Source organism: Stenomitos rutilans (genome assembly GCF_059505485.1).
Map to the genome: position 1 here is coordinate 24,315 of NZ_JCACKR010000091.1, position 24,088 is coordinate 48,402.

The 24,088-nt window shown below is 52.8% G+C and carries 18 protein-coding genes; 3 read left to right on the plus strand and 15 right to left on the minus strand.

The window, feature by feature from the left end; all coding sequences use genetic code 11:
• Positions 1–46: 46 nt before the first annotated feature.
• Positions 47–2,206, minus strand: coding sequence for a glycine--tRNA ligase subunit beta (glyS, locus tag AC5JLP_RS18350; RefSeq protein ID WP_496069383.1), 2,160 nt, complete (start codon positions 2,204–2,206; stop codon positions 47–49).
• A gap of 338 nt (positions 2,207–2,544) precedes the next feature.
• Here glyS and AC5JLP_RS18355 point away from each other — a divergent pair, with 338 nt between their 5' ends.
• A complete protein-coding gene (locus AC5JLP_RS18355; RefSeq protein ID WP_496069384.1) occupies positions 2,545–2,724 on the plus strand; it encodes a hypothetical protein in 180 nt (59 codons plus the stop codon).
• A gap of 44 nt (positions 2,725–2,768) precedes the next feature.
• On the opposite strand, the gene AC5JLP_RS18360 is transcribed toward AC5JLP_RS18355, so the two are convergent.
• The 5 genes from AC5JLP_RS18360 to AC5JLP_RS18380 form a co-directional block, all read right to left on the minus strand.
• Positions 2,769–3,845, minus strand: a complete 1,077-nt coding sequence (locus AC5JLP_RS18360) for a tRNA dihydrouridine synthase (protein ID WP_496069385.1) — start codon at positions 3,843–3,845, stop codon at positions 2,769–2,771.
• 4 nt (positions 3,846–3,849) lie between these two features.
• Positions 3,850–5,787: an ArnT family glycosyltransferase gene (locus AC5JLP_RS18365; RefSeq protein ID WP_496069386.1), complete on the minus strand. Its 1,938-nt coding sequence runs from the start codon at positions 5,785–5,787 to the stop codon at positions 3,850–3,852.
• Positions 5,788–5,854: 67 nt separating this feature from the next.
• Entirely contained in the window at positions 5,855–7,501 is a 1,647-nt protein-coding gene (locus AC5JLP_RS18370; protein ID WP_496069387.1) for an ArnT family glycosyltransferase, read from the minus strand.
• Between the two features lie 141 nt (positions 7,502–7,642).
• Positions 7,643–8,146, minus strand: coding sequence for an MgtC/SapB family protein (locus tag AC5JLP_RS18375; RefSeq protein ID WP_496069388.1), 504 nt, complete (start codon positions 8,144–8,146; stop codon positions 7,643–7,645).
• A gap of 166 nt (positions 8,147–8,312) precedes the next feature.
• Positions 8,313–10,001: a hypothetical protein gene (locus AC5JLP_RS18380; protein ID WP_496069389.1), complete on the minus strand. Its 1,689-nt coding sequence runs from the start codon at positions 9,999–10,001 to the stop codon at positions 8,313–8,315.
• A gap of 283 nt (positions 10,002–10,284) precedes the next feature.
• Here AC5JLP_RS18380 and AC5JLP_RS18385 point away from each other — a divergent pair, with 283 nt between their 5' ends.
• Positions 10,285–11,391 (plus strand): Gfo/Idh/MocA family oxidoreductase, encoded by a 1,107-nt coding sequence (locus AC5JLP_RS18385; protein ID WP_496069390.1) that lies wholly within the window; start codon positions 10,285–10,287, stop codon positions 11,389–11,391.
• A gap of 458 nt (positions 11,392–11,849) precedes the next feature.
• Here the strand turns inward: AC5JLP_RS18385 and AC5JLP_RS18390 are convergent, their stop codons facing one another.
• The 4 genes from AC5JLP_RS18390 to AC5JLP_RS18405 all read right to left on the minus strand — a co-directional run bounded on the left by AC5JLP_RS18390 (position 11,850) and on the right by AC5JLP_RS18405 (position 16,361).
• A complete protein-coding gene (locus tag AC5JLP_RS18390; RefSeq protein ID WP_496069391.1) occupies positions 11,850–12,395 on the minus strand; it encodes a transposase family protein in 546 nt (181 codons plus the stop codon).
• Between the two features lie 9 nt (positions 12,396–12,404).
• A complete protein-coding gene (locus AC5JLP_RS18395; protein WP_496069392.1) occupies positions 12,405–12,731 on the minus strand; it encodes a helix-turn-helix domain-containing protein in 327 nt (108 codons plus the stop codon).
• A 96-nt stretch (positions 12,732–12,827) separates the two neighbouring features.
• Positions 12,828–15,377, minus strand: a complete 2,550-nt coding sequence (gene recG / locus AC5JLP_RS18400) for an ATP-dependent DNA helicase RecG (protein WP_496069393.1) — start codon at positions 15,375–15,377, stop codon at positions 12,828–12,830.
• Positions 15,378–15,416: 39 nt separating this feature from the next.
• The gene (locus AC5JLP_RS18405; RefSeq protein WP_496069394.1) at positions 15,417–16,361 is read right to left on the minus strand and encodes a hypothetical protein; all 945 of its coding nucleotides are present in this window, start codon (positions 16,359–16,361) and stop codon (positions 15,417–15,419) included.
• Positions 16,362–16,904: 543 nt separating this feature from the next.
• Between AC5JLP_RS18405 and AC5JLP_RS18410 the strand changes: the two genes are divergently transcribed.
• The gene (locus AC5JLP_RS18410) at positions 16,905–18,086 is read left to right on the plus strand and encodes a septal ring lytic transglycosylase RlpA family protein (protein ID WP_496069395.1); all 1,182 of its coding nucleotides are present in this window, start codon (positions 16,905–16,907) and stop codon (positions 18,084–18,086) included.
• Here AC5JLP_RS18410 and AC5JLP_RS18415 read toward each other — a convergent pair.
• The 5 genes from AC5JLP_RS18415 to AC5JLP_RS18435 form a co-directional block, all read right to left on the minus strand.
• Entirely contained in the window at positions 18,081–18,743 is a 663-nt protein-coding gene (locus tag AC5JLP_RS18415; RefSeq protein WP_496069396.1) for a Crp/Fnr family transcriptional regulator, read from the minus strand. The genes AC5JLP_RS18410 and AC5JLP_RS18415 overlap by 6 nt on opposite strands.
• A 105-nt stretch (positions 18,744–18,848) precedes the next feature.
• Positions 18,849–19,331, minus strand: coding sequence for a hypothetical protein (locus tag AC5JLP_RS18420; protein WP_496069397.1), 483 nt, complete (start codon positions 19,329–19,331; stop codon positions 18,849–18,851).
• A gap of 187 nt (positions 19,332–19,518) precedes the next feature.
• Entirely contained in the window at positions 19,519–20,931 is a 1,413-nt protein-coding gene (locus tag AC5JLP_RS18425; protein WP_496069398.1) for a GumC family protein, read from the minus strand.
• Entirely contained in the window at positions 20,924–22,015 is a 1,092-nt protein-coding gene (locus AC5JLP_RS18430; RefSeq protein WP_496069399.1) for a polysaccharide biosynthesis/export family protein, read from the minus strand. Before AC5JLP_RS18430 ends, AC5JLP_RS18425 begins: the two co-directional genes overlap by 8 nt.
• Positions 22,016–22,160: 145 nt before the next feature.
• A complete protein-coding gene (locus AC5JLP_RS18435; protein ID WP_496069400.1) occupies positions 22,161–24,071 on the minus strand; it encodes a lipoxygenase family protein in 1,911 nt (636 codons plus the stop codon).
• Positions 24,072–24,088 lie beyond the last annotated feature (17 nt).

A 24,088-nucleotide genomic window follows, 5' to 3' on the forward strand; every position in this document is an offset into this window, starting at 1 on the left:
ATCAAAAACGTTAGCGTTGATACGGCTATGAGCCGCTTTAAAGCCGCTAGCTTTTGACGATCGCGCTAAAGTCTGCCAGCACTCGCGCATGGTTACGCAACACGCCTAACAGGTTGAGCCGATTTTGCTTAATGGCTGGATCGGGATCCATGACCAATACACTTTCGGCACCATCAAAGAAGCGACTGAGGGTCGGGGTCATCAGGCTGAGGGTATCAACCAGCCTTTGGTAGTGTGGCTGTTCTTGCGTTGACTTCCCTTGCATCAAGCGGTGCAACTCGCTGAGGGCATCGTAGAATGCCTGTTCCGAGTCTTTTTGGAACAATTTAGGATCAACAACAGCGGCAGGATCAAGCCGATCGGTGGCTAAATTGCCCTGTGCTGCAAGACGTGAGGCGCGATTTACCACTTCATAGATGGTTGCTAGGGTGCCATCGTTGCGGCGGGCTTGCAAGAATAGGGCACGATCGCGCGCATCCAGCACGTTCTTCAAAGCCCGTTCGGCATACTCTGGGTCGTTTTCACCGAGTACCGCATGCACCAGATCGTAATCAACCTGCTGGTCTTCTTGCAGCAGGGTACGAAGACGCTGAAGCATAAAGTCTTGCAACTGTTGCAGCAAGGTTTCCCGATTCAATTTGGCAACGGTAGCGAAAGATGTAGTAAAGCGATCGGTTGTTTGCTGTAGCAGCGCGTAAACATCTAGCGGCAGGTTTGCAGACCAGATGATGTGGACGATCGCTGTAGCCGCACGACGAAGGGCGAAGGGGTCAGAAGAGCCTGTGGGCAGCAGCCCCAATCCAAAAATGCTGACGAGCGTATCGAGCCGATCGGCTAGCCCGATCACCTGTCCCGCTAATGATTGCGGCAGACTGTCTCCTGCACCTTTGGGTAAATAATGCTCAAAAATAGCGGTGGCAACAGCCTCCGCTTCGCCACTGGCAAGTGCGTATTTTTGACCCATTACGCCTTGCAATTCAGGAAATTCGCCCACCATTTGGGTCACCAGATCGGCCTTACACAGCAGGGCCGCCCGTGGAATGTCTTTGTTGTTCTCGACGTGAAGCTGTTCTGCAATCAAAGCCGCATTGGTACAGATGCGATCGACCTTGGCACGGACTGATCCCAGGCTTTCCTGGAAGGTGACGGTATCAAGCTTCGGCAGGTAGCTTTCGAGAGGTGCGGCGCGATCGGCATCAAAAAAGAATTTGCCATCCGACAGACGTGCCCGAATCACCCGTTCATTTCCCGCTGCAATGAGGGTCGCTTTTGCTGGAGCGCCATTAGAAATGGTGATGAAATAGGGCAGCAGTTCGTTCGTTGTGCCTTGCTTGAGGGCAGGAAAGTAACGCTGATGGCTTTCCATCTCAGTCACAATGACTTCGGAGGGTAGTTCCAGAAAGGCTGGTTCAAACTTGCCTACGACAGCGGTAGGCCACTCCACCAGATTCGTCACTTCACGCAGCAGTCCTGGTGATATTACCGCCGTCCCGCCAATGTGAGCCGCTGCCGCGTGTATTTGCGCCTGAATGGCTTCCTGTCGTGGCGCTGGATCAACTATCACAAACGCCGACTCCAGGGTTCTGGCGTAAGCTTCGGCGTGCGGAAGGGCGATCGGTTGGGGATGGAGGACGCGATGTCCCCAGGAGTGGCGATCGCTGGTACAGGTTTCCGATCCGCTCACCAGCGTAATTGGTAAAACCGCATCATCCAATAGCGCGACCAGCCAACGAATCGGACGCGAGAACCGTAAATCGCCATCACCCCAGGTCATAAAACGTTTGCCCTGAAGTCCCGTAATCCACTCAGGCACAAGCTGTTGCAGCAGGCTAGCGGTCGGCTGCCCGACGATCGTTTTGCGAACAAACACAAACTCGCCTTTCTCAGTGGGACGCACCTCCAGATCGGCAAGCGCCACGCCTTGTTTTTGCGCGAAGCCTTCAGCGGCTTTGGTTGGCTGACCGTCTTTGAAGGCTGCTTGAGCCGGTGGCCCCTTTACCTCCTCTTGCTGATCGGGCTGTTGCAGCGGTAAGTCTTTCAGCAATAAGGCTAAGCGTCGTGGGGTACCATAAACCTCGATCGCCGTTGGGTCTAAGTAGCGCTCCTTCAGGGTTTGGGGAATGCGCGATCGCCACTGCGCCAGCGCTTCATCCACAAAGCTTGCGGGCAATTCCTCTGTCCCAACTTCAAGCAAAAACGTTGCCATAACTCCCAAACCTAACGCCAGACAGCTCTCAATTTCACCAGTTTACCGTGCTGAGAGTCGGTATCGCTGTTCTTGAGTAACGGAGAGTGGCTTGCGAAGGTAGAAGGCAGAGGGCATTCCTCACAAGTTAAGACAAAACTGTTCCTGTCAAGACGAATGGGGACGGCGAGCAGTCGAGCTTGGGAGGGTTTTGGCGTACCGCCTTGAGGCCAGCAAGGTCGCGAGTTGCCGATGCAGCGACGTCGGTAGCGAAGGCAGCCAATCAATGACGTCAGGTGTGTCAGAAACTCCCCTCTCGTCCGTTATCGCTGTGGGATGCGGAGTAGCGGTGTGCCCCGTTGCGCAAACAAACCGCTGACATTGCCTGCGATCAGTGGATTCGCTTACGCGCCAAGCGAGTGCTGTATGGTGCACCGCCGCTTGATGCTGGCACTGGACGACCGCGAGTGCAGGGCAACAAGTCTATTCTTTTACTTCCTGAAGGTCTCTTAAAGCACTCAACCGCTGCAAAGGGTTGAGCTATTTCCCCTGCCGTTAGTCTAAACTTCAGTTCTGCCTTTCCTCATCCAACCACCAATGCCCGATCTCTTTCTCGATTAGGACGTGCCGCCAGTCCAGGATATGGTTCTGACGCAAATGCGCGGTTGGGGTCACTGAGCAAGTGGCGATCGCAGGTGTCATACAGTTCCGCTTCTGTGCGAGCGTGGCGCATCTCACTCAAGAAGGCACCAGCGGCATCCACTCCCTGCCCGATGTAGTTGAGATACATCTTCATGTGGTTAACCCGTGCGCGTTCTGGTATCGCTGGGACATACATCGTGACTCGTAAGCGATCGATGTAGCCATGTACATCTGCCAGCGTGATGACCGAAACAGGCTGACTACTCAAAAATTGGCGGGTTTGCTGAAAAATCCAGGGGTTACGGATGGCAGCACGACCAATCATGACGCCAGCGGCACCCGTTTGAGCAAGAACCGTCCCTCCCGCGATCGCAGAAGTCACATTGCCATTGGCGAACACAGGACACTGCACCCGCTGCACGGCATGGGCGATCAGGTCGTAATGCACAGCACTGTGATACATTTCCCGCACGGTACGTCCATGCAAGCTTAATAAATCGATGTGGTGGTGATTGATGAGGCCAAGAATGCGATCGAAGTGGGCGGTATCCTCAAACCCGACGCGCATTTTCACCGTCAACCGTCCGTCTACAGCTTCTCGCAGTGCGCCCAGCATGGCATCAATCTTGTCTGGATCGCGCAGCAGCCCACCGCCCACATTTTTGCGGTAGATTCTGGGAGCCGGACAGCCCAGGTTCAGGTCAATCCCGGCGATCGGGTACTGGCTCAACTCACGCGCAATGCGGATCAGGTCAGGAATGCTCTCGCCAATCAACTGGGCAAACACAGGGCGATCGGTGGCGTTCTCGGTAATCGATCGCAGAATGTGTTTATGCAAGCCCGAACTGGGGTAAACGCGAAAATACTCTGTAAAAAAATAATCGGGACTGCCATAGTGAGCAATCACGCTCATAAACCGCACATCGGTCACATCCTGCATCGGTGCAAGCGCTGTTAAGGCCAACCCCGGCGACAGAGGCGGTGGCAGGGGAAGGGACGAAGGCATGGGAACAGTCATGGTTTTACTTGGGTGCGTGCAACGTAGCCACTCGTATCAGGCGGTAAACGCCAGAGCGGCTGATTTCCTGATATTGATCAGGCTGTAAACCAGATTCCTGTAACGGTTTAGTTCCAGCAATGATCAGCGCGCCCGTTCGATCGCCCGGCTGCGATTGAAGGTAACTCGTCACCTTCACAGGCTGATTGAGATAGGTCACATGTTGGCGTGTATAAAACACCAAACTCGGCTTCTTAAAGCCCAACATCAGCAGATCTTCAGTAGGTTGCTTCATTTGCACCACGACCTCGGCGAGTTGCCGCAACGGGAGTTGACGCTCGACATCGGCAATCAACACCATCGGGTGAATCACGAGAATAAGAAACGCCAGAAAGCCCAGCATATTCGCCAACCACAGCCAGCGACTACGCCACAGCCATAGCCCGATCGCCGCGATCGTCGTTGCACCCCAAATCACACCTCCCACAATGGGCAACTGTGCCTGCTGTATCTGCAACCCCAAATTTGGCATCCAGGGATCATTGCCCAACCAGTGGGGGCAATACACGCTCACTACTGTCAATACGATTAGAAGCACAAGATTGAAAGCGCCGCTGAGCAGGAATCCTGGTTGTCTACGAATCTCTGCTTTTGTGATGTAGTCCGTCCACAGCAGCGCTACCAGAATGGACGCAGCAGGCATCAACGGTAATGTGTAGCTGAAGTACTTGGTTGTGGCGATCGTAAAAAAGCCCAGAATCACGACAAACCAGAACAGCGCAAACAAACCAAGCTGCTGAAAGCGGGGCTGTGCTTGCCAATAGCGGCGTTGCAACGGTTTGACGTGAGCGATCGCGGCTGGCAGATACGCCGCCCAGGGCAAAAACCCTACCAAGATGACCACGATGTGAAAGTACCACGGCCCTGCATGGCGATTGACGACCTGTGTGAACCGTTCAAAGTTGTGATAGCCAAAGAATGAGTTAATAAACGCCTCGCCATTTGCCAGCGTCACTAGCACATACCAGGGCAGCGCGATCACCAGCACCACCAACGTGCCCCGCAGTAACCGCATTTCCCGCAGCACAGCCCTAGCGTTGCCAACGTACAGCAAAAAGCAGCCAATAATCAGTCCAGGGAGGATAATGCCGATCGGCCCTTTTGTCAGCACTGCCAGCGCCATCAGACCATAAAACGCAAAATACCAGCGCTTCTGACTCACCGGGCGATCGGGCTGAGCGTACCCCAGAAAAAACGTGAACAGCGTCCCACCGACACACGCCGTCAGTAGCATATCCGAATAGCCCGTGCGCCCCCAAAAGAAGGTGTTGGGGTTGAGAAGCAGCATGGTTGCGCCAAGCCAGGGGGTGAGGAGTGAGGGGTGAGGGGTGAGGGGTGAGAGTTTTGAGTTTTGAGTTTTGAGTTTTGAGTTTTGAGTTGAAGTATTGGACTCAGAATTTTCTACCTCTCCACGTCTCTGCGTCTCTGCGGTGCCCCTGTCTGCTTCCCCTGCTTCCCCTGCTCCTTCTACCCCCTGCTCTCTGCCTTCTGCCTCTTGTTCCATCCCTTCTACCCCATGCCGTTGGAGTATGTAAAAGCCAAAAAGAACGATCGCAATGGCTGCAAGAACCGATGGCAGACGTGCAGCAAACTCATTGATGCCAAAGACTTGAAACGCGATGACCATCAACCAGTAGATGAGGGGCGGTTTGTCAAAGCGTGGGTCGCCATCAAAGGCAGGAGTCACCCAGTCGCCTGTCACCCACATTTGACGTGAGGCCTCGACAAACAGGGGTTCAGTTTCGTCAATCAGGCCAATGCTGCCAACATGCCAGATGAGTGTAATCGCCGCGATCGCCGCGATCGCCAGTAGCCAGAGCCAGGGAAGCGTCTTGACCAGCGCTGGATACCTTTTTCTGTAGCGCTGTAACGGCTGCATGACACGCGCAAATTTCACACCCATGCGGTTCTTCAGTTCAACATCTTGCGTTGTTCAGACTCACTGTAGCGGGAAATGGGCACAGGTGGCTTTATACCGACTGTGTTTTTCCACGCGTCAGCAAAACCAAACCTTCGGCGCTTCCTAATGGTTGGGCAGACGGCAAGGCAAGGTGGGCCAAGGCTGCTTTTTCTACCAGAATATAGGGGTGAGGCTCTTCCTGCCAGTAGGATGCGATCGCTGCTTCGGTCGCCGTTTGCTTGATGCGTCGATCGCTATAAAAGTTGAGCGAGGGACGACTGTAAGGATAGAGTATCCAAACACTGGCATCCGGTGGCGTGTATTGGCGCACAAGAGCGGCAACAGGCTTGACTGGATAAGACTCATCTAACTCCCAGATCCAATAGGGGGATGCTACAAAAAGCACCAATGAAACATACATGCCCCATAGCAGCACCAGGAGAAACTGCGAATCATGTTGCCAGAGCAGCACGATCGCTACGGTAAGCGTGAGGGCGATTGCTCCAAGAATGACGGGTAAACCAGCTTGAGAATCAGGCCCAGCGGAACTGAAATAGACACTGCCGATCCAGCCTGCGATCGCCACCAGACCCAGCAGCCCAGTCCAGGCGATCGGATAGCGGGGGCGATCGTGACGTAACCCAACCAGATCTGAAGGGTGCCAAAGCTCAGCAAAATAGACTCCAATAATCAGCGCCAGGGCAGGATAGGCTGGCAGCACATACCAGGGCAATTTTGTACTCATCAGCGAAATCACGAGCAGATAGCCAGCCACCCACACCAGCGTCAGCTTTGCCCAGCTTAAACTCCGATGTTCCCACGCCAACCGAAAGCCCTGGGGAAAAAACAGCAGCCAGGGGAGGCTGTATTTTGCAATTTCGAGCAGGTAGTACCAGGGTGCGCCCCGATTGCCTTCGACGGAAACCACCACCCGATCGAGCGATTGACCCAACACGCTCGTACTCAAGAACTGCTGACCGTAGTGCAGCCATTGCGCCCAGTACCAGGCAATGACTGGCGCACTGCCCAGCAGTACCCCCAGCCAGACATAAGTAGACGTGAGTAACCGAGGCGTATCCCATGCGATAAAAGCGATCGCGATCGCGCCCAGCAGTAGCGCTACAATCCCTTTCGTCAGGCAAAGCAGCCCAAACGACAACCCAACCCCCAGCCCCCAACGCAAATCTCGTCGCGATCGCAGCAGACAAAAGACCAGCAGCAGAAAAAAGCACAGCACCGTTCCATCCAGCATTGCCAACCGTCCATGTCGCACGACGGGCAGCAGCGTCAGGTAGACCAATGCCGCAAAAATGGCGGGTGAACGACGAGCAAAGAGTTCTCGACCAATGCTATAAAGCAACGGCACCGAGAGCGCAGTCAGGGTTGCTCCAGGCAGACGCGCCATCCACTCATTCACACCCCCTAGACGAAACGCTAGCGCCATCAACCAGTGCATCAAAGGCGGCTTGTTGAGATACGGTTCGCCCGCGATCGTGGGATGCAACCAGACCCATGAACCGGGTGACGATCGCCAAATATCCCGCGCCACTTGTGCCACTGTTCCCTCATCCCAGTCTCGCAGCGGCAACGTGCCCAGATTCAAGCCAAACAACACACCTGCTGCTAACAGAAGTCCAAGTAGCCACAGACGATCGATCCATACGGGAGCGATCGTCAAGTGACCGGAGTTGTTCCAGGGAAGCGGCTTGCGAAGCATTGGCAGCGTTTAGAAGGAGAAGGTAGAGGAGGGAGCAGGGGAAGCGGGGAGCGGGGGAGGCAAAGGGGGCAACCGCAGAGACGCAGAGACGTGGAGAGGCAGAAAATTCTGAGTCCAGTACTTCAACTCAAAGCTCTCCCCTCACTCCTCTCCCCTCTCCCCTCTTTTCTTCTCATGAGGCACAGGCACAAATTGTTCAAGCCACTTTGCTCCACTTAACGTTAGCAGTGCCATTAGTGTTCCAACTAAGCTAGCTTGCCAATACCCAACGCTGGCAACCATCCCCAACGCGGCTGTTACCCAGATAGCGGCGGCAGATGTTAAGCCTTTTACTTCTGATTTGCCTGACTTCGCACGCGACTGATGCACAATCTCGCCCGCACCTAAAAAGCCAATACCTGTTGCCACACCTTGAACCGAACGGCTGACCGCATCGGGGTGAGCTGTACCGCCGATCGTATTAATCACGACAAACAGCGCCGCCCCCAAACTCACCAGCATATGCGTTCTCAAGCCACCCGCTTTACCAGCCATTTGCCGATTTAAGCCGATTGCCCCGCCCAACAGCGACGCTAACAGCAAACGCCAGGTCAACCCCCACCAATCACCCGCGTCAACCGCAAGCGCCTCTACAGATATTGCCAATGAGTCACCTTCATGCAAAAAACTAGAAGACTCATTATACGGCGAGGGGAAGCTGTGGGATGAAGGACCCTTTCTTGTATGCCTGAAAGGCTCTAGGGCTTTACAACCAGAAACTTCTTCTGCCTTCAACCTTCGACCTTCGACCTTTTGCCTTCTACCCTCTACCCTAATACCCGATCGGCAAGGGTCTTGTCGTCGGATTAATCTCTGGCTGAGCAGGTGGCGACGTGATCGACATTTCTGGCTCCGGAGCAGACATGCGATCAGCTTTGGTAAGGTCAATCGATGCGATCGGCGTTGGTTGAACAGCAGCTTTGGCTAGTGTCGGCTTGGAATTAGAGGCCTCTGGCTGTCGAACCGGAATGTTTGCAAGAGGGGTCACTGAGTGCGCTTGCATTTGATGGAGCGATATCTGCCGTTTCGGACTAACCGAGAGTTTACCGTTACGCAAGGCAGCTTCAATAGCATCTAATGCGATCGGTTTGCTGGCGTTACCCGGCAGATCCACGACAACGAGGTAGCCTGTGAATTTCTTACCACCGACCATTTCTAGTGCATTGAGAATTTTGGGCATATCTGCCTGCACGAGTTGCCCTTGTTCGTTGTAGAGTTCCAGTGCCGACAGACAGCCGATCGTGGGATTCCAGTTGTAGATATCAGGATTTTTGTCTTTGCCGCTGAAAAAGTCTGGTGACTCACCCGTGCCATGAATGCGAAAGAACGATCGTCCAGCTTTACCAGCCCAGAAGCTTTCCTGAAGCGGCCAATGACTGCGCCAGGAGGGCGGTAGCAGGCGTTTGTAATCTGCCAGGCTGCCTCTAAAAGGTCCCGACTTTCCGGGTAAAAACTGTTTCGCACCCGACTCAAATGGGACGAACAGATTCACCAGCGCGAACTGACCGTATGCTCTGAAAAATTCATCATCGGGCTGGGGCACTTCGCCTTCGATGCGAAAAATCCCTTGAGGCGTTTCGCCCCGAATGAAATTCCAACTGAGGCCGTGAATCGATCGCAAGAGCAGCGGCACCGACCAAAGCTGCCCGTTCTGCTGCCGCACGAATCCGCCCTTGCGATCTTTCAGCACCGTCTGGCAGAGCACATCTCGATTTTGCTGACACAGGACGTACATTTGCAGTTGATTAGGGGCGATCGTCCAGGTGAGCAAATCTCTCAGGGGGGGTACCGGGCTGGGCGAAATCAACTCAGCCATTTCGCGCAGGGTGGTTTGCAGAGAGATATTGGCTGACCAATTGGGAAACCGGGCCTTGATCCGCCCTACGAGTGGTTGAATTTGCTCTGGCTCCAGACCGCCTTTAGCAAGTCCAGAGAGCGCCATTGCGACCCATTCAGGGTCAGGGCTGCGATCGATCGTTTGGCGAAACTGCTCACCAATGCTGGCATAGCGGTTGGGATTGCTTAGATACAGTTGCGTTCCTACCCGTGCCGCTGCGTCAATCGTTCGTTTTTGCGCATCCGATAAACCAGGATTGAGCGTCATTGCCAACACCCGCTCGATCGTATCGGCAACAAACGTCTCCTGGGGTTGCACCACGGCAGTTGTCCACAGCAAATTGCGCCAGTATTTTTCGGTTTTGTTCGTAACAGGATAACGATTGAGATCAAAATTTTCAGGCAAAATTTGGCGCTGTTGTTCTTGCCGTTGCTGCACTCTAAAGGCAACACTTGCCTGACTTTGTTCGCGATCACCGCCGGCCAATACTTGAGGGATATCAGCATTCGATCGCAGCGCTGGTTTGAGTGCTAGTCCAGCGCCCAACAGCAACAGACCCAGTGCTCCTACCGCACCGTAGCGCCGAAGCAACTGATCATTAAATGAGGGGGAGAAGCGTTTCATCAGAGCCCAAAAGTATCAAAGGACACAAAGCGATGATGTCAAAAGAGTTCCCTATTTTTAGCATTCCTCAGCCATTTATCCGAGGATGTGCAAAATCTTAAAAAGTATCAGACACGAAATATTGGTTCAAAGGCTGTTTTCCAAAAAGTATGAATGCTTTGGGAACTTTGTCATAGCTTTGAAATTCTTCACAAACAGAGATGCCATGTTACCATCTGGATGGCTAACGTAGCTCTATTGCATTAGTTGGTCAGATTCTCGGTGGTGGAGGAGATTAATAGAAATGCAAAATAGCATTTCGTCGGGTTTTACGGGCGCACAGGCCGCAAGCGCTCATCTTACAAGCGCTCAGTTACAGCGAAATCACCCCGAACCGATTCGGGTTGGTGTGATCGGGGTTGGTAACATGGGTCAACATCATACTCGCGTTCTGAGTATGTTGAAAGACGTTGAGCTGGTGGGTGTGTCTGATGTCAATGTCGAGCGCGGCATTGATACGGCTAGTAAGTATCGAGTTCGCTTTTTTGAAGACTATCGCGATTTGTTGCTACACGTTGATGCCGTTTGTGTCGCTGTACCGACGCGGCTGCATCATCAGGTAGGTATGACGTGCCTTCAAGCAGGCATTCATGTGTTGATTGAAAAGCCGATCGCGGCCAGCATTGCCGAAGCCGAATCTTTGGTGAACGCAGCGGCAGCATCACAATGCATTCTGCAAGTTGGACATATCGAGCGCTTCAATCCAGCGTTTCAAGAGCTGAATAAAATTTTGAAGGGCGAGGAACTGCTGGCCTTAGAAGCACATCGGATGAGTCCCTACTCCGATCGTGCGAATGACGTGTCTGTCGTTCTGGATCTGATGATCCACGATATTGATCTGCTGCTGGAGCTAGCTGCGTCACCTGTTGTTAAGCTCACCGCTAGCGGCAGCCGCGCTTCCGATTCCGGCTTCTTAGACTACGTGACCGCAACGCTGGGCTTTGCAAATGGCATTGTGGCAACGTTAACCTCTAGCAAAGTGACCCATCGCAAAATTAGACGCATTGCGGCTCATTGTAAGAATTCGCTGACTGAGGCAGATTTCCTGAACAATGAAATCTTGATTCATCGCCGCACCACGTCCAACTGCATGACCGATCATGGGCAGGTACTCTATCGGCAGGATGGCCTGATCGAAAAGGTCTACACCAGCAACATTGAACCACTCAATGCCGAACTGGAGCATTTTGTGGGCTGTGTGCGAGGTGGTAATCAGCCATCAGTTGGCGGCGAGCAGGCACTCAAAGCACTGCGGCTCGCTAGCCTGATCGAACAGATGGCGCTGGATGGGCAGGCATGGCAGCAAAAGGATGAGCGCTTGAAGGAGTACTCTCAGGCTGTTGCCGTCTAGAAACTACCAAACTTTCTAGTGAGTCGGCGGTTTCTCAATTTCTTCGGCGTTTCAGCCCAAAGCTTGAGTACTTTACCCTGATAGACTGACAGATCGTTTGTTGCGGGTTGGGTTAAGCAGCATGAAACCCAACGCCGAGCTTACTCCTGCTGAGCGACACTAACGCTTTCTGGTACGCCAGAACAGCTTACCCAACCGACGAGGTGTTGGGATTGCAGGCGTTTTGTCAGTCTATCGGGTATTTTACCCGTTTCCAGAACTTAATTTAATTGTTAGGGTTCAATAAGCTCATTGAACCCTTTTTTATCGTTTGTACGTATCTTTTCTGGTTCCAAACAGAAAGTAGCGATTCAGCGATTCTTTCGGGCATCTTTAGCTAAGGATCGTGGATTAAATAAGAGATTTGTTGAGGAATAGATCTGGTAGTGGAAATAGGGTTTTCCCACTTCATCTCTCCCCTAGGCTGCCTCCAAGTAAAAGTTCCACAAGCCTGCTGCATTGAACATCAAGCGGTCATCGAAATCAGGCACACGATTGCGATAAACATCCGTTACCGACCGATACCGCTTGATGCCTGCATGGGCATGTTCACACTTGACTCGTTGACGACTAAATGCTCGATTTTCTTGCTTTTGCTGGTCGCTCAGTTCTTTGCCTCTGGGCTTTTTATGGGGAAAATGAATGTTGTCAAACTCATTTTGTAATCCTTGAAAGCCTAAATCTCCTTCCACAGCCACCGCATCGGGGATGTGACCCACTAAATCCTCTTCATCCAACTGCCGTTTGTCGTGGATTTTGCCTGCTTTAGCGTTCGGCAGCAGGATCACCCGCTTTTTTCGCGTACTCCCCGTCATGTGCTTGCAGGTATGCCGTTTCTTCTTACCAGAGTAATGCTCATGCTGTTTCTCTGAGTCTTTGGGGCGTTGGACTGGACGTTCTGTGCCATCTAGGATGACTTCTTCAATGTCGGGAAAGCGTTCTGGCAACGCCTGTTTGTACCCCAAAGCCTGCTCTCAGGGCAACAGTCCATGCACCCAGTCCCAAGCGCAGGAGCGGTCAAAGCCAAACAACACACTCATCAAGTCGAAGGTGCAATAGCACTTGCAGTACAGCAAAATGTAAAACAGTTTGTCTTGAGTCGTTCCTAAGGTCGCTTTGCGTCCCCCGCCAGGTGCGCGTTTGCGCTTTACTTCTGGTTTGATTTGACTTTGCCGATAAGCTTCGCTAAAACTGGGCACTAGTTCTTCAAAGGCTTTACGGTTGAGTCCTGTCATGGCTCGCATCATGCGGTTATTCTGGAGGATGCGCTCTAGATTTAGCATCGGTACAGTACCCGGCAACTGCTGCTTATTATCCCTTATATCCCAACAGGTCTATCATTGTACTGGCTGAAACTGAGCCATTCTTACCCTCCTGTAATTTCAAGTGGGTCGGTGTCACGTTAAAATTGCACCACCCATTAAGCGACGGTAGCGGTAGTCTAGCTCTTGCTGCAAGAGTGTCCAGCGGCTCAGGGTTTCGTCTTTTGCCATCACTTTTTCGGCGGCCTGTCGTGCAAGTTCCAGCACGTCTTGATCTTCGACCAAACTTGCTAGCGCAAAGTCGGGTAAGCCTGACTGACGGGTGCCCAACACTTCACCGGGGCCGCGAAAGCGCATATCCATTTCGGAGATGAAGAAGCCATCCTGGGATTGTTCCAGCACCTTTAGCCGTTGTCGTGCGGTTTCGGTTTTGGAACTGCTCATGAGTAGGCAGAAGGACTGAGAGCCACCGCGTCCGACTCGTCCTCGTAGTTGATGAAGTTGGGAAAGACCGAAGCGATCGGCGTGTTCAATCAGCATCACTGTGGCGTTAGGGACATCGACACCGACTTCTACCACGGTGGTGGAGACGAGAATTTGCGTTTCGTTATCGCGGAAGCGGGTGATAGCATCGTCTTTTTCGGCGGAGGTCATGCGTCCGTGCAGCAGACCCACCTGAAATTCGGGGAAGACGCTTTCTTGCAGGGCGTGGTGTTCGTCGATCGCCGACTTCAAATCGAGCTTTTCTGACTCTTCTACAAGGGGCAAGACTATGTACACCTGCCGTCCCTGAGCGATTTCGCGGCGAATCAGGTCATATGCCTGCATTCGTTCTTTCCCAGTGAGTACGGTCGTTTGAATGACCTTCCGTCCGGGTGGCAGTTCGTCAATCTGACTGACATCCAGGTCGCCGTGCAGGGTCAGCGCTAGCGTGCGAGGAATGGGGGTTGCCGTCATCGTCAGCACATGGGGATGTTCGCCCTTTTGCTGGAGCCGTGCCCGCTGCTGGACACCAAAGCGGTGCTGTTCGTCGATCGCCACCAGTCCCAACCGCTGAAAGTTCACGGTGTCCTGAATTAGTGCGTGGGTGCCGACTAGCAAAGGCAACGCTCCGGTTTCTAGCTGCGCGTGAATTTCGCGTCGTTTGGCGGCTTTTGTAGAACCTGTCAGTAGTTCAACGGGGAGATGCAACAGGTTAAACCAACCGACGAGCTTGCGATAATGTTGTTCTGCTAATACTTCTGTAGGTGCCATCATCGCCGTTTGGTAGCCCGATTGAATGGCGGCGAGTAAGGCAACTACTGCCACGACTGTCTTCCCAGAGCCGACATCGCCTTGGACGAGCCGATTCATCGGTGACGGCTTTTGCAAATCGTTGAGAATGTCGTTGATAACGCGCTGTTGGGCATTCGTCATGGCAAAGGGCAGGATGTCGTAGAACTGATCGATCAGTGTGCCTGTGGGAGCCATCACTGCGCTGGCTTGAATCTGGCGTTGGCTCTGACGACGCTTGAGTAAGCCCAGTTGCAGGTAAAAGAATTCGTCAAACACCAGACGACGACGAGCCGTATCTAACGCAGCGCCATCGGGCGGAAAGTGGATATGGGCGATCGCGTCCTGAATCCCCACCAGGCCATACTGTTCGCGCAGGTTCTCTGGCAAGGCTTCCTGGATTTGCTTGACTGCAGGAAGTGCGGCGATTACGGCTCGGCGTACCAGCGCGGCATCTACGCCTTCGGTCAGTGGATAAATGGGCACGACACGTCCCACCGTAAGGGAGTCGATCGCATCGCCAGAATGCTGCAACACCTCGATATCGGGAGCATCCAGCGTCATGCCAAATTTGCTTTTTTTGACCAGACCAGAGGCGGCGATCGTGGCACCAGGTGGGTATTGTCGCTTCTGCTGCTCCTGCCAGCCTCGACTACTATAGCGACTGCCTGCAAAAAAGCGACCGAGCTTGATCTGTCCCGTGTGATCGCGAACAAGCAATTCTAAAATCGTTAGCTTGGGGTTACGAGGACTGGAAAAGCAGGTGCAGCGCTTCACTGTGCCCAGCAGCGTCACCGTTTCGCCCTCCTTTAAATCGCGAATGTTGACCTGACGCGCATAGTCAATGTGGTCACGCGGATAGTAGAACAGCATATCCCGCACCGTGAACAGCCCTAGCCTGGCTAACTTCTCTGCGTTCTTGGGGCCAATTCCCGGCAAATACGTGACGGCTTGATCAAGGGAGAGTTTTGAGTTTTGAGTTTCGAGTTTCGAGTTTTGGGTCAGTGAAGCAGTCTTGGGGTGTTTGTCAGAAGACGTAACAGATTTTAATGCCGCTGACTCTTGACTTTTCTCTTCCCGCGTTTGGCGTATCTGATGCAAAAACCGCCGTGTATCGGCAACGAGATGCTGACGTTGCGCGAAAGACAACTCAGAGTAGGTGGTGAATTGCTTACCCAATTCTTGCCAGCGATGCTGGTCGATCGCAGGCAAACCAGCGGGCAACTCACTCAAGGTCATGCTAAGAAACACGCTAAAGCGATGCTTTTTGCCTTCTACATCGTCGAAACCGTTTTCGGCTTCATAGGAAAGGGCTTTTTGCAGGCGAATCCAATCTGGGGTGTGGGGTGTGGGGTGTCGGGTATCGGGTGTCGGCATATCTGAAGCCGTTGGCTTTTGCTCTAAATCACTCATCTCCTACTCCCTACTCCCGATTCCCAACTCCCCTTTTCCTCACTCTTCTGTCCAGCTCGATCGCCATGCAGCCTGTGCTTCGGCGATCGACTGTTCGTGCCGTTTTTTCTGATAGTCTCGCCCCAGAGCTTTCAATCGGGCAAACAAGCTGCGAATTTTGCTACGAGCTGCCGCAACAGCCGGATCAGCAAACTCAATTTCGGCAAGGCGTAAGTAAATGGCAACGATATGCATGAGAGCATTTCCGTTAGATTCCTCCGCTGATTCGGTTTCTGCTGCATTGCTACTCGTTTCTACCAGCAAATTCAACAAGTTGGGAGCGCCTGCTCTTGCTTCCGAACCCTCAGCTTTGGTTGCGGCTTCCAAGACGGGTTCAGGCAGCGTTTGGGGCAAAATTTGGGCTTGCTGCAACAGCCGATTTGCTGCATGGGACGTTGCTTTAAGTTCAGCCACGATCGCATGCTCTAGCTCTTCACGCCAGTGGGCAAGATGGCTAGGTGTGAGCGATCGTGGCTCAGGGGGTGTCGATGTAGCAAACGTTGGGTTAACCGTTAGCGATGCTGGATTGGGCTGGCTGGAAGTGTCTGCGGTGGCATTTTCCGTGCCTAGCGCTGGATCTCCCACTGCTGGATCTCCCGCCGCTACGTCTCCCAATAAAGCATCTAGAGAAACTGGATCAATCTCTGGATCATCCAGCAAAACCGGAACATGAAGTTGGGCTAGAATTTCTTCCTGCACCTGCAAGCCCAGATTTCGCAGCCGTTGCTGTAGCTGCTGCCGTTGGCTGTACGGCAGGCGCAAAAATGCTTCTGGATAGCCCTGGGTACAGACGTGGTAGCTGGCAAGAATCAACTGTTGGCGCACAGTTTGCCCCAAAACGACGAGGTATGCCGAGTAGGCGCTATAAAGTTCGTCCGCGATCGCGCTGGTTGCCTTGTTTAATGCAGCGATTTCCTGTGCAATACGCTCAATCGTTCCGACCATAGACCTGCTGATCCTTGCCCTAGCCAAGACACTATATTCCAGGATAGCGGGTTCGCTGAAGCATCTGTAGGACAGAATGAAACAGCGATCGACCGCTATCACTCTTTACCGAAGCTCATCTTTGCTCTCTTCAGCACTAATCGCAGATCAGCACTAATCGCAGAAAGGGAGCGATCAATAACAGTCACCCTTAAACCAGCCTGCTGAGAAAGTGTTTGTTTATCGAGAACTTACTCTAAACGGTCTCTTTAAGCTTTGCGATCGACCTTCAAGAGTTTTCTGATTCAGTGTTTTTTCTAAGCTGAACGCTAAAAGCTCAAAACAGTAGAGCCACGAATGTGACGCCTTTACAGGCTACCGTCATCCAATTTTTTTATCGTCTGCCAGTCATCGACACGGTCTTTTAGTCGCTTAAGCACCGCTCAAATGGCAGTCTTGTTACAATCATTATCCTTGGGATAGAGATTTAAAGGTTTTGTGAAGGGTACTATAGAGTACTGTTTTTCGCTTTGTAGTGCTTACTACCATTTACCAAACTTATTCATGCCAATTTTCGGACTTGTATGGGTTGCATCTTGGGTAAACTGCTTTTTCTCGTCTAGCCAAGACCTCCTGCGCGCACCCTCTTACCTGGCAAATATTTTGCCAACTCAGACAACCACTCATTTGAGTGGTGCTCAAACTGCGTTACTGTTACCAACGGTTCACGATCGTCATGACATTGCATTGTCTGATGCATCGCTAAAGCGTTCATTCGGACAGTCAATACAGCCTTTTCACACGGTTTCATCCGCCTCAGCACTACTGCCTTTTCATAGAGACACACCGTTGCCTTCACTTGGCTTTCTAAGTGCCTTTAAAGGGTTGCTCTCCGGGTTTCAAAAATTGACAGCGGTTAATAATGCACCTTCAGTAGTGGTTACTCCGGTTGATCCAAAGCAACTTGCAGTAGAAAGGTCGCATTACTCAAGCACAGCAGGGGTGGGTTTTGATCAATGCCTATCACTTGCTCCAGAGCAGCCATCAACGTCCAAACAGGCCGCTCTAAAGCATCGCCTCTTTCAGGTCAAGGTAAAGGGGCATGTGGTGAGCACTGCCCCCAAACAACAGCAAGCAGTGCGCATCGCGCATCGCCTCGAGCAAGTGCTGAGTGAAGTGAAGCCTCCATTGCAACAACTTCAACCAGGTATCGTCAACGGCGTTCCGGTTGGGCAGATTGGCGATCGCGTCCTTTTTAAGGTTGATCAACAGGTCGCCGCTCAGTGGGATTGCACCCCTGAGATGCTGGCTATTCAATGGATCAACGATTTACGTATGGCTGTTGCAGAACCGCCTCTATCGCTTGCCGACGCTCAGGCGAAGATGTATGGACTACAGGCAACGGGAGCATACATTGAAGGACTCGCGTCTTGGTACGGCCCGTATTTTCACGGACGGCAAACGGCTACGGGAGAAACATTCAACCAAGACGGCTTTACTGCGGCCCATCCGTCACTCCCGTTTGATACCTTTCTCAAAGTCACCAATGTCGAGAATGGCAAGAGCGTGATTGTGAGAGTAAACGATCGTGGCCCTTATTTTGAAAACCGAACACTAGATCTTTCGCGGGAAGCGGCGCGTTGTCTTGGCAGCGAGAATGTAGGCGTTGTGACCGTAGAAGCTGAGATTATGCAATCGGCAAAATCACCGATAGATATAAGTCAAACGATCGCCCAACGGTTATAGCACCACCCCGACTGGCAGAATCAAATGGCGACTGGCATCGACAATCAGCCGTCCTTCACTCCGAAGTTGTCCTAATAGTCGGGTGACAGTCACGCGAGTCGTGCCGATCGCGCTTGCAAGATGTTGATGGGTTAGTCTCACGCTAATGCGAGTGCCTTCGGCTACCGGCTGACCAACCTCCATCTGCAACAGCAACAGCAACTGACGCAGCCGATCTTCAACACGTCGATAGCCAGCCATCGCCAGCATGGCCTCTGTTTGCCGCAGCCGACGTACCGTATGGCGACCAATTTCTTGCGCTAATGGGGGTGATTGATCAATTTCAGCGCTGGTTAGCCCCATCAGGTCAACATCAGATAAAGCTGTTGCCTGGTAGGGATAAATCAACGTCAACGGTAAGCCAAACGGCATTGAAGGCCCTGCTAAGCCCAGGAGTGCCTCATCACCACTTTGGTATAAAGTGCTGAGTTGCACCACCCCACGGCAAACCACCCAAACCACCTGCGAACTCATGGGAATGGACTGACCAGGCTGAAACGAAGTCAGATCGCGCCCCTGATAGAGTTCTTCCAAAAATTGACGCAGATCGGGTTGAGAAAGTTCTCTAGGGGCGTAGGCTTGCAGCATAGAGCATACGAGTGTGATGGAGATTACCATCAGACTAGAACCTCTATTTCAAGGGAAGTTAATTGGGAGGTTGGCTTCAGGTTAAATTTTGCCGCAGGTTGAAACAAGCCTGCCTGATGCAAGCCCTCTACCCGCCTAATCGCCACCCCGCCACATATCAATCAGTTCATCCATGCTTAGCCCCAGGATGCGTGCTAGCGGGCTGAGTTGAGTATGCTCAATGTCTTCGCCCAGATAAATCGCCTGGAGTTCGGCGCGGGAAAGCCGGAACGTATCGCAGAATTTGGCAAACTCTGCATCTGTCAAGTCCAGGTCTTCTTGACGGTGCTGCAATAGCATGACGATCGCCGCTGTACCGCTCTTAGGGCGTGTAGCCTTGCTCAAATATTGCTGCACTATCTCACCGACACTGGCAGTACTCCCACCCGATCGTGCCGTCAGGTCATAGCAAGCCAGCTCCAGCGCTTTATATAATTGCTCCGCCTCATTCAACTGCTTCACGACATGACGCGCATAGGCTGGCTGGCAGAAACCAACAACTTTACCCTCATGGATCATGGAGATAAAAGAGTCAGATTCGTTGACGACCCAAGGTAACGGTTGCTGCATTTTCGCCATGCGGTTGCTCCGGGAGAACTCAGAACTCTCATTCCTCACTATTCCCTAAACACAACCAAACAGCACAGTGGTCATGTAGTGATTTGCCCGCGCCCACGACCAGATCGGTACCAAATATGGGCAGTGCATAGTCCGATCGAGAAACATGACGCAATGCAAAATGCCGAGGGTTAACCGACAGCGGTTGCTATGGCTTAAAGCCACTCCACCGCCACTTAGTCACCGACGAAGCTTTACGCAACCATGCCACAAGTAGCCCACCCACAATCAGCAGCGAGAGCACTGATGCTGCGATAAAGAGAGGCTGACGGCGCGGAATAGTCGCAGCCGTAGGCAAATTTGGTTCAGCAACGAGTTGAATCGGTGGGTAAGACCCAAAAATATCACCTTTATCAACCTGTAACCCCGCCAGGGTAGAAGAGAAAATCGCTTGAGCGATCTGCACATCCCGGTTAAGCGCTTCGAGGGTAGAGCTGCGCTGCGACAAAACGCTGAGCCGTTGCTCTAGCTGTTCTAGCTGGCGATCGAGCTCTTGCACGCGTGCTACCAGTCCACGCTGATCTACATCATTGGTCACAACATCTTTGAAGAGAAGCTCACGTGGGGTACTACCTTGCGCACTAGTACCTGTGTTGAGACGAGCGATCGTAGTCAAGTCAGTCGGATGCCCCAGCAGCGTCTGCCCACGGCTTTGAAGAGCGCTTTCAGCCGTTGTTTGGCTGGTTGTTGCCTGCACCACTACGGGATGTTTAGGGCCAAACTTAGCCGAGACATCAGCCAGACGGGCCGTTGCTTCGCTGTATGCACGCAGATATTCCTGAAACAGCGGATCGGCTCGCAGCGTAAATGCCTCCGTTGCCATTTGGGAGGAAAGATTCAAGCGGCTCGACAATTGCTGAGTCCGTATCACGGCATCGCGTTGTTGAACGATCGCTTCCACCCGTTGCCGCCGAAGCGCCTCAATGTTGTTCGCAAGCTGATCAATTTGCTCGTTCGATGCGAGTCCAGAGCGTACCTTATAGTCAGAAAGGCGAAGCTGAGCAGTTTCCAGCTTTTTACGCACGACGCCCAGAGAGTTTTCAAATCCGGTATCGACTTCGGCTGACTGCTGTAAGCGCAGTTGAATCAACCGCTCTTGAAACGCTTCGTACAATGCTTGTGCTTTTTTCTGCGCTTCCTCTGGCGTTGAGCCTACGATGCCAAAATTCATGAGCGCGGTGCCCTTGGCCCCTTCCACCCAGGGAATGCCAAACTGCGAGGGTGTCATTCCCAGCTTGTTAGCCGCCGATCGACGCACTTCATCCGTGGTGGCAATCAGCTTGTAGCTAGCCTTCACATTTTCGCGGGTACTGTCCGTTATTGCGGTAGGAGACTCAAAGGCTGGACGACCAGACGAACTCTCTTTGGTGCGGCTAATTTGTTCTGGTAAAACAATGGCATACAGGCTGGTGTAAAGACGCGGTGAATCTTTGAGCAAATAGAGCGCTAGCCCCCACACGGCTGCATTTAGCGCTGCCGCGATCGCCAGGTACCGCAGTCCACGCCCCCGGTCTACTGCTGACAATGATGCAGATTGGGAAAGTTGAGGAAACTCATTCATTCCGAAACAACCTGTGGATTAAGAAGAACGGACTGGCAATATCAGTAATCAAACGGAAGATGCTGGCAAGATTCGTGACAGTTGAATCGTAGCAAACTACCCCATCCTGCGGCATTAAAAAGGGATTTTCCGTATCGTCATCCGATCGCCTGAGTAGACGCTCAATTGGACGTTCGAGAACCGTCGTTTTGCCCGTCAGTTGGTCGGTTTGTACCAGCACAGCACGTCTTCTGGCATTGGTGCGCTGGGTGCCACCCGCACAGCCTGCCACGATCGCAGCCTGAGAAAGGCGCGACCCATAGGCAAGCATGATAACCTGTCCACCCTTACTGATATTGGGGGCATTCGGAACCGTCAGGTTCGATAGAAAGACCGGGATTTCCGTTGGCGTGAGCTGTGATGGACGCACCAATGCATTTTGGCTATAGCTTAACGCTGGTACCACAACCTGATCACCCGCAATTAGCGGTAGGTCAGGCACGGCTGTACCCGTCAGAATGCCGGAAAAATCTACGGTTTTTTCCTGCTTGCCGCGTACCAGACGAATGTGTTGCAAATCGGCAGCAGGTTTCAAGCCACCCGCATGACGAATCGCCGTGCTGAGATAGCGATCGGGTGTGTAACTACCACTCACCACTTCTGTTGTAAGCGTTGATCGTGCTGCATCCCTCGGTTCATTCTCGGTGGGCGTGTTAATCAGTACACGCCCTGGCCGAAACGTTTCACCCATCACCGTGACCTGCACGGGTGCCCAAGCCACCACGCTAACGCTTAACTCCAGCGATTCGGGACGAAAAAACCCTTTGTCAACCAAAGCCGCCGCCAACTTTTTTTGCACCTCAGACACTTCCAACCCCACCGCAGGCTGTGGTTCTAAAAACGGGATTTGCAGGGTGCCATCCAGGTTGACCTCATACAATCCACTGAGACGAAAGCGGCTATCTGTTGGCAGTTCATCATCCATCGGCGTTAACACCCGCAACCGATCTCCCGGTGATAGCGGCAACGCACAACCAGGAAACGCCGATACCGTTGCGATCGCAAACGCTGTAAAGATGGAAAGAGCCGCCTGTTGAACGTGCATTGAGGGAGAGATAAGAAATAGGAGTTTTGAGTTTTGAGTTTTGAATTAGATAGCCATCAGCGGTCAGCGGTCAGCCTTTTTCTAAAAATTAAAAACTAAAAACCAACAACTTCTTTAGCCTTTAGCCTTTTACCTTTTGCCTTCTCTAAATGTTGATGCTATTCGGAATGCGCGACGGCAGCAGATACGGATACTCTACCCCGCTCTCGGCGAGTCGTTGCTGATTGCGGGCGTTGATTTTGGCTTCGATCGTTGCGAGATCTGCCTGAAATTGAGCCAGGATCTGGCGATCGCCCGCCTCCACAAATTGCATTAGCTCTGAGCTACCCAAGGTGCCCCAGCGAATACCGCTCAGGGCAAACGAGAGTTCCATTTGAGCCAGATCCTGATCAGCGGCTGGTAGCAGTTGTTGCACCGAAGCGGCTGTATCGGGCCGTCCATAAAGCGCGAGTGGGGCATTAGGGGCATAGCCAACATAGTCAAACTGGCTAAAGTTAACCGCTGCGTGCTGTGGGCCACAGGTGAAAATAACCTGCGTTGCAATGTCGATTAGCTGTTGCACACTAGTTAACGAGCCGCTATCCGTGTCTGAACCGACATGCGGTGGAAACCCTGGTACACGCGGGTAGGTTGGTAAAGGGTCAGGGACAAGTTTGGTTTGCTGGAGCCACTCCGGTGGCAACCATGCAGGCGCTTGGGGAAACTCAGTTGATAGGCGAGAGTCTAACGGAGCGCCCAATTCTGCTGCCCAAGCTTGCAGGTACGGGTCTTGCCGAATGGCCTGATCGTCTGGATAGTACCGCTGCAAAAACTGGGTGACGTAGCGCGCGATCGCCTCCCAAAGCAACAACGCATCATCCCGATACGGAAAGGGCAATGCCTCTGAGTCAAGCCCTCGCTGCGAAATGACCGTGGGTAAAGCGTAATCCTGAAACGATCGCGATCGATACGCCTGGTTAATGATGCCTAGTGAAGCTGCCCGCGTGGGAGCCATCAGGTTATCGATGGCAGCGCCTTCGCCCAACAAAATCGTATTGCCGCGCGTATTAATTGCCAGTAGAAACCGGAAATGAGGACGCAACAAACGATATATGGGATGAGTTGTGGGTAACTGACGGGGAGTGGCGATCGCAAACGCCTCCATCGCTAGATGAGTATCACAGAGATGCACAATCAATTCGTGAGCGGTGACATCTGCCGTCTGCACAAACAGCTTTGCCTGCATCCAGCGATCGACATCCGGTTGGGTGGGCGTGACCAATCGACCCGGTTCAACCTGAATCAGCACAGGCTCCAAACTAGTATCAGCGCGATAGAAGACGGCGATCGGACTACCGACATAGCGCCCAGTTTGCAAATCAGCGGGAGTCAGTTTTTCTAACCAGGGGTAATCCGCCACAAAAAGGCGATTTGCCGCTGCCGCCTGGATGAGATCAACAGCCCCTTCTGCGCTGGCATATTCAGCCCACGTTTGCAGACGTGCTTGATCCGCGTGTTGTATCTGACGCAGCGCCATCGGATTCTGCCCTGCCACTCGCTGACGCGCAAATTCACGATCGCTCAATCCACCCTCGCGCTCATGAATGCGGCTCACCACAGGACGGATACGTCCCAAATCTTCCAGCATTTGATAGAACTGCGATCGACGCACTCCTGTATCAGCATGCAGCTTAGAGGCAGCTTTCGCGGCCAGTAGCGTCCCTGTCATGGCACGTCGTTCACGCACAAACGCGGCATCAAACTGCTCGTTAGGCGGTAGGTTGGCGTTAAACCAACCCGATTGCAACACTTTAAAATCCACCAATAGCGTGGCAAACTGTGACCAGGCTTTTTCCAGCGTCTGATGCGTTTCCTCAAACTGTCGCAACCATAAACTTAATGGTTCTGATAATTGACCCTGAGCCAGCAAATTGTGGCGCAGTTGAGTCAGCACATACTGCAACAGGCCATCTGCACCAGCATGGGGAAATAGACGGGCAGGCCCTTGCTGGTCAAGCGCCGTCGGATCATAACGATAGTGACCCTGCTGCTCAGTCGGAGAAACATGGAATCCCATAAGCTACTCCAATCGTA

Excerpts from the sequence above, each read along its gene's own strand:
- AC5JLP_RS18425 (WP_496069398.1), bottom strand. The coding sequence starts at position 20,931 with ATGAATGAGTTTCCTCAACTTTCCCAATCTGCATCATTGTCAGCAGTA.
- recG (WP_496069393.1), bottom strand. The coding sequence starts at position 15,377 with ATGAGTGATTTAGAGCAAAAGCCAACGGCTTCAGATATGCCGACACCC.
- AC5JLP_RS18415 (WP_496069396.1), bottom strand. The coding sequence starts at position 18,743 with ATGGTAATCTCCATCACACTCGTATGCTCTATGCTGCAAGCCTACGCC.
- AC5JLP_RS18385 (WP_496069390.1), top strand. The coding sequence starts at position 10,285 with ATGCAAAATAGCATTTCGTCGGGTTTTACGGGCGCACAGGCCGCAAGC.
- AC5JLP_RS18360 (WP_496069385.1), bottom strand. The coding sequence starts at position 3,845 with ATGACTGTTCCCATGCCTTCGTCCCTTCCCCTGCCACCGCCTCTGTCG.
- AC5JLP_RS18365 (WP_496069386.1), bottom strand. The coding sequence starts at position 5,787 with ATGGGTGTGAAATTTGCGCGTGTCATGCAGCCGTTACAGCGCTACAGA.
- AC5JLP_RS18410 (WP_496069395.1), top strand. The coding sequence starts at position 16,905 with ATGCCAATTTTCGGACTTGTATGGGTTGCATCTTGGGTAAACTGCTTT.
- AC5JLP_RS18405 (WP_496069394.1), bottom strand. The coding sequence starts at position 16,361 with ATGGTCGGAACGATTGAGCGTATTGCACAGGAAATCGCTGCATTAAAC.
- glyS (WP_496069383.1), bottom strand. The coding sequence starts at position 2,206 with ATGGCAACGTTTTTGCTTGAAGTTGGGACAGAGGAATTGCCCGCAAGC.
- AC5JLP_RS18370 (WP_496069387.1), bottom strand. The coding sequence starts at position 7,501 with ATGCTTCGCAAGCCGCTTCCCTGGAACAACTCCGGTCACTTGACGATC.
- AC5JLP_RS18430 (WP_496069399.1), bottom strand. The coding sequence starts at position 22,015 with ATGCACGTTCAACAGGCGGCTCTTTCCATCTTTACAGCGTTTGCGATC.
- AC5JLP_RS18380 (WP_496069389.1), bottom strand. The coding sequence starts at position 10,001 with ATGAAACGCTTCTCCCCCTCATTTAATGATCAGTTGCTTCGGCGCTAC.
- AC5JLP_RS18420 (WP_496069397.1), bottom strand. The coding sequence starts at position 19,331 with ATGGCGAAAATGCAGCAACCGTTACCTTGGGTCGTCAACGAATCTGAC.
- AC5JLP_RS18435 (WP_496069400.1), bottom strand. The coding sequence starts at position 24,071 with ATGGGATTCCATGTTTCTCCGACTGAGCAGCAGGGTCACTATCGTTAT.